The sequence below is a fragment of the Clostridium sp. Cult2 genome (assembly GCF_021655075.1).
Lineage (GTDB): Bacteria > Bacillota > Clostridia > Tissierellales > Tepidimicrobiaceae > Schnuerera.
Genome location: NZ_PPXX01000046.1, coordinates 1 through 4,801, shown reverse-complemented (window position 1 = coordinate 4,801; position 4,801 = coordinate 1). Strand labels below are relative to the sequence as shown.

8 protein-coding genes and 1 pseudogene are annotated in these 4,801 nt (G+C 34.8%); all 9 read right to left on the bottom strand.

Annotated features, from left to right (window positions below):
- Positions 1-101 precede the first annotated feature (101 nt).
- The gene (rpsC, locus tag C3E90_RS04800) at positions 102-782 is read right to left on the bottom strand and encodes a 30S ribosomal protein S3 (protein ID WP_236914530.1); all 681 of its coding nucleotides are present in this window, start codon (positions 780-782) and stop codon (positions 102-104) included.
- Between the two features lie 17 nt (positions 783-799).
- On the bottom strand, positions 800-1,135 hold the full coding sequence (gene rplV / locus C3E90_RS04795; protein WP_236912213.1) for a 50S ribosomal protein L22: 336 nt from the start codon (positions 1,133-1,135) through the stop codon (positions 800-802).
- 20 nt (positions 1,136-1,155) lie between these two features.
- Positions 1,156-1,440 carry a 30S ribosomal protein S19 gene (gene rpsS, locus C3E90_RS04790; protein ID WP_236914529.1) on the bottom strand — a complete coding sequence of 95 codons (285 nt, stop codon included), beginning with the start codon at positions 1,438-1,440 and terminating at the stop codon, positions 1,156-1,158.
- 31 nt (positions 1,441-1,471) lie between these two features.
- The gene (gene rplB, locus C3E90_RS04785) at positions 1,472-2,302 is read right to left on the bottom strand and encodes a 50S ribosomal protein L2 (RefSeq protein ID WP_236914528.1); all 831 of its coding nucleotides are present in this window, start codon (positions 2,300-2,302) and stop codon (positions 1,472-1,474) included.
- A 29-nt stretch (positions 2,303-2,331) separates the two neighbouring features.
- Positions 2,332-2,622 (bottom strand): 50S ribosomal protein L23, encoded by a 291-nt coding sequence (gene rplW / locus C3E90_RS04780; protein ID WP_236914527.1) that lies wholly within the window; start codon positions 2,620-2,622, stop codon positions 2,332-2,334.
- Complete coding sequence (gene rplD / locus C3E90_RS04775; RefSeq protein ID WP_236914526.1) at positions 2,622-3,245, bottom strand: 50S ribosomal protein L4; 624 nt, start codon at positions 3,243-3,245, stop codon at positions 2,622-2,624. The genes rplW and rplD overlap by 1 nt, the downstream gene beginning before the upstream one ends.
- 26 nt (positions 3,246-3,271) lie before the next feature.
- The gene (rplC, locus tag C3E90_RS04770; RefSeq protein WP_236914525.1) at positions 3,272-3,901 is read right to left on the bottom strand and encodes a 50S ribosomal protein L3; all 630 of its coding nucleotides are present in this window, start codon (positions 3,899-3,901) and stop codon (positions 3,272-3,274) included.
- Positions 3,902-3,956: 55 nt separating this feature from the next.
- Entirely contained in the window at positions 3,957-4,271 is a 315-nt protein-coding gene (rpsJ, locus tag C3E90_RS04765; RefSeq protein WP_236914524.1) for a 30S ribosomal protein S10, read from the bottom strand.
- A 435-nt stretch (positions 4,272-4,706) separates the two neighbouring features.
- A pseudogene (locus C3E90_RS04760) lies at positions 4,707-4,801 on the bottom strand (elongation factor Tu); the annotation flags it as partial.

Sequence of the window (4,801 nt, the reverse complement as noted above, 5' to 3'; positions counted from 1 at the left end):
AGTAGCATTTCCTTTCATTCTTCCTCTATGAACTCTACGATATTTTACTCTTTTAGGCATTAACATTTTACCTTTCCTCCTTCCTACAAGCTATTTATAAACTAGTTTGTTGAATCCTTCTCCCTTGTCTTATCATCTTCATCTACTTTTTTAGTAGGAAGAATCTCTCCTTTATATATCCAAACTTTTACTCCTAGTTTTCCATAGGTAGTGTCCGCTTCTGCAAACCCGTAATCAATATCTGCTCTTAAAGTTTGAAGAGGTATAGTCCCTTCACTATAACCTTCAGTCCTTGCCATATCTGCTCCTCCAAGTCTTCCAGACACAGATGTTTTTATACCTTCAGCGCCAGACCTCATAGTTCTTTGAATTGCTTGCTTCATTGCTCTTCTGAATGAAACCCTTCTTTCAAGTTGGGCAGCAATATTTTCCGATACTAATTGAGCATCTAACTCTGGAACTTTCACTTCTTCAACATTTATAATTACATTTTTCTTAGTCATTTTTTCAATGTCTTTTCTTAAAGATTCAACACCAGAACCGCCTTTACCAATAACCATACCTGGTTTTGCAGTATAAATTGAAATCTTAATTCTGTTGGCAGCTCTTTCAATTTCCATTTTCGAAATCCCGGAGATAAACAGTTTTTCTTTAATATATTCTCGAATTTCATAGTCTTCTATTAACAATTCATCAAAATTCTTTTTATCTGCATACCATTTGGAATCCCAATCCTTGATTATTCCTACTCTTAATCCATGTGGGTTAACCTTTTGACCCATTAACTATCCCTCCTTTTCTACTCTCTTTCTTTAACTACAACTCCAATATGACTAGTTCTTTTTAATATCGGATAAGCCATTCCTCTTGCTTTAGGTCTCCATCTTTTAAGTTGAGGTCCATCGTTGGCATAGGCTTCTTTCACATATAAATTATCTCTATCCAAATTAAAATTATTTTCTGCATTAGCAATAGCAGAGTTCAATACTTTTTCAAGTTCTCTTGCACCTTTTTTAGGTGTGAACCTAAGGATTGTTAAAGCTTCATCTACTTGCTTGCCTCTAATTTCGTCACATATAAAGTTTACCTTTAAGGGTGAGATCCTTATATATTTAGCTACAGCTTTAGCTTCCATCCTAATCCCTCCTTCATCATCTATTTCAACGCTGTTGACCTTTCAGTCTTATCACCGTGTCCTCTAAAAGTTCTAGTTGGTACAAATTCACCAAGTTTATGCCCTACCATATCTTCAGTAATATATATAGGTACATGTTTTCTACCATCATGGACGGCTATAGTATGCCCTACCATTTGGGGAAATATGGTGGAACGACGAGACCAAGTCTTGATGACTTTTTTATCATTCTTTTTATTTAATTCTTCTACTTTTTTAAGAAGATGATCATCACAAAACGGACCTTTCTTTAATGATCTACCCATTATTATTCCTCCTTTCAGGTAATGATATAAACTATTTCTTCCTTCTTCTTACTATATATCTGTCAGATTTCTTATTCTTAGCTCTTGTTTTATATCCTAATGTTGGTTTACCCCATGGTGTTAATGGAGATGGCATACCTATTGGTGTTCTTCCTTCACCACCACCGTGTGGGTGATCCACAGGGTTCATAGCACTACCTCTAACGTGAGGTCTAAAACCTCTATGTCTACTCTTTCCAGCTTTTCCTAATGTTAAGTTTTCATGCTCAATGTTTCCTACTTGACCTATAGTTGCACGACAATCTAATAGTACAAGTCTAAATTCTCCTGATGGAAGTCTTAGCTGAGCGTATTTTCCTTCTTTAGCCATTAATTGGGCTTCAGAACCTGCAGATCGTGCAAATTGACCACCTTTTCCTGGTTTAAGTTCTACATTGTGTATAGTAGTACCTACTGGAATATTCCTTAGTGGCAAAGTATTTCCTACCTTAATATCAGCATCTGCTCCCGATTCAATAACATCTCCAACTTTCAATTTGTTCGGAGCAAGTATATATCTTTTTTCACCATCCACATAATGAATTAGTGCAATATTCGCAGTCCTATTAGGATCATATTCTATAGCTGCAACTTTTCCTGGAATTCCATCTTTATTCCTTTTAAAATCTATAATCCTGTATTTTCTCTTTGCACCGCCACCTCTGTGACGTGATGTTATTTTGCCTTGTGCGTTTCTTCCGCCTTTTCTATTTAAACTAACAACCAAAGATTTTTCAGGTTCTTTATTCGTAATTTCTTTAAATGCGGAAACAGTCATTTGACGGATTGCAGGGGAAGTTGCTTTGTATTTTTTAATACTCATTGTTGTTCCCTCCTTCTTTTGAAACTTAACTACATTCCTTCAAAGAATTCTATTGATTTAGAATCTTCAGTTAAAGTTACTATTGCTTTTTTCCAACTTGGTCTTCTACCAACGTGTACTCCCATTCTTTTTTCTTTTCCTAACATGTTCATGGTGTTCACTTTTTCAACTTTAACATCAAATATTTTTTCTATAGCTTTTTTAATTTCAGATTTATTAGCCCTTCTATCTACTTTAAAAGTATACTTTCCATAGGCCATATCGTTCATACTTTCTTCTGTAATTATAGGCTTAATAATAATATCGTGTGGAATACGCATTATGCAAACACCTCCTCCACTTTTCTTACCGCATCTTTTGTTATAATAAAAGAGTCAAATTTTAATATATCGTAAACATTCAATGTGTTAACAAATGCAGTTTCTACATTTGGAATATTTCTAGCAGATTTAATCACATTGATATTCATTTCATCCATTACGATGAGGGCTTTTTTACCAGCTTTAATATTTTCTAATATTTTTACCATTTCCTTAGTTCTTGGTTCTTCTAAGTTTAATCCTTCTAATACAATCATTTCATTGTTTAAAACTTTTGAACTTAAGGCTGATTTTATAGCTAGTCTTTTTACTTTCTTAGGAACTTTGTAGCTATAGTCTCTTGGCTTTGGTGCAAATGATACGCCACCACCAACCCAATGAGGTGCTCTTATACTTCCTTGGCGAGCTCTACCTGTACCTTTTTGTCTCCAAGGTTTTCTTCCACCACCTCTTACTTCAGCTCTTGTTTTTACTGATTGAGTACCTTGTCTTTTATTGGCAAGTTGATTTTTTACTACTTCATATAGTACATGCTGGTTTACATCAACGCCAAATACATCTTCACTCAACTCTATTTCTCCTACTTGTTCTCCTAACATATTGTAAACATTCACCTTAGGCATGCCAGATCCTCCTTTCTATCTGTTTCTTATCTTTTTATAACGGATTCTTTTATTATTAGCAGTCCATCTTTTGGTCCTGGTACAGCGCCTTTTATCAATAATAGATTCCTATCCGCATCAACTCTAACTATTTCAAGGTTTTGAACTGTTACCCTTTCATTACCCATTCTACCACCCATTTTTGACCCTTTAAATACTCTGCCTGGATATGCTGCTGCTGCTCTAGCTCCTCCGCCTCTATGATACTTTGAACCATGGCTTTCAGGTCCTCTTGAGTAATTATGTCTCTTAATAGGACCTTGGGTTCCTTTCCCCTTTGATGTACCTATAATATCGACTTTATCGCCTTCTTGGAATAAATCTGCTTTGATTTCTTGACCTATTTCATATTCTTCTGCATTATCAACGATAAACTCCCTAACATATTGTTTATACTCTACTCCAGCTTTATCAAAATGCCCTTTTAATGGCTTATTGACTCGATTTTCCTTCTTATCTTTAAAACCTACTTGTATCGCATTATATCCGTCATTTTCTATGGTTTTCTTTTGTATAACTTTTAATGGACCTGCTTCAACTACTGTAACTGGAATAACAATTCCATCTTCATTAAATACTTGGGTCATTCCTATTTTTTTACCTAAAATATTTTTCATACTTACACCTCCTATTATCCTACAGCGGATTACCTTCAGTAATCATTCTAAGAAATTATAGCTTAATTTCGATATCAACGCCAGCCGGTAAATTCAATTTCATAAGTGAATCTACAGTCTTTTGATTTGGATTTAGGATATCGATTAGCCTTTTATGGGTCCTTTGCTCAAATTGTTCTCTTGAATCCTTGTACTTATGAACCGCTCTTAAAATTGTAATTGTTTCTTTGTCTGTTGGTAATGGTACTGGACCAGATACATTAGCTCCTGTTCTTTTGGCAGTTTCCACTATTTTTTGAGCTGATGAATCCAATAATTCATGATCATAAGCCTTTAACCTAATCCTAATTTTTTGTTTACTGTTTGACATTTAATTCCCTCCTTCTATCGCATGCTATTCTTCTTACATGCGACACGGAATTGTCGATACACTCTTCCGGGTGTGTTGTAATGTTTTTTTATATAAATGGCCCACGCCATATAAGACAATTCCTGTCGCCCGATTTACAACCGGACATTCTCAACAAAAATTCCCCCCGCACTCAAATCCATAGATGAGTTAAAAATTATAAAGAACACTCTACTCAAACAATCTTTTGACTCAAACTTATCTATAAATTTGAGTGCGGGGCAACCTTTTGTATCATCGCAATGTCTAAAATTTTTCGGATTTTAAAACACTACTATAGTTTATAGTATATCTTATAAAAACTCAAGTCTTTTTTTCACTGTTTCACTATTATTTTTCAAGATAGTATACGAAAAGAAGGGAGCTATTAGTCCCCTTCTTTTATATACATACTAATTACCCAAGAACCTTAGTAACAACTCCAGCACCAACAGTTCTACCGCCTTCACGAATAGCAAACCTTAATCCTTCTTCCATAGCTATAGGAGTTA

Excerpts from the sequence above, each read along its gene's own strand:
- rpsC (WP_236914530.1), bottom strand. The coding sequence starts at position 782 with ATGGGTCAAAAGGTTAACCCACATGGATTAAGAGTAGGAATAATCAAG.
- rplV (WP_236912213.1), bottom strand. The coding sequence starts at position 1,135 with ATGGAAGCTAAAGCTGTAGCTAAATATATAAGGATCTCACCCTTAAAG.
- rpsS (WP_236914529.1), bottom strand. The coding sequence starts at position 1,440 with ATGGGTAGATCATTAAAGAAAGGTCCGTTTTGTGATGATCATCTTCTT.
- rplB (WP_236914528.1), bottom strand. The coding sequence starts at position 2,302 with ATGAGTATTAAAAAATACAAAGCAACTTCCCCTGCAATCCGTCAAATG.
- rplW (WP_236914527.1), bottom strand. The coding sequence starts at position 2,622 with ATGCGTATTCCACACGATATTATTATTAAGCCTATAATTACAGAAGAA.
- rplD (WP_236914526.1), bottom strand. The coding sequence starts at position 3,245 with ATGCCTAAGGTGAATGTTTACAATATGTTAGGAGAACAAGTAGGAGAA.
- rplC (WP_236914525.1), bottom strand. The coding sequence starts at position 3,901 with ATGAAAAATATTTTAGGTAAAAAAATAGGAATGACCCAAGTATTTAAT.
- rpsJ (WP_236914524.1), bottom strand. The coding sequence starts at position 4,271 with ATGTCAAACAGTAAACAAAAAATTAGGATTAGGTTAAAGGCTTATGAT.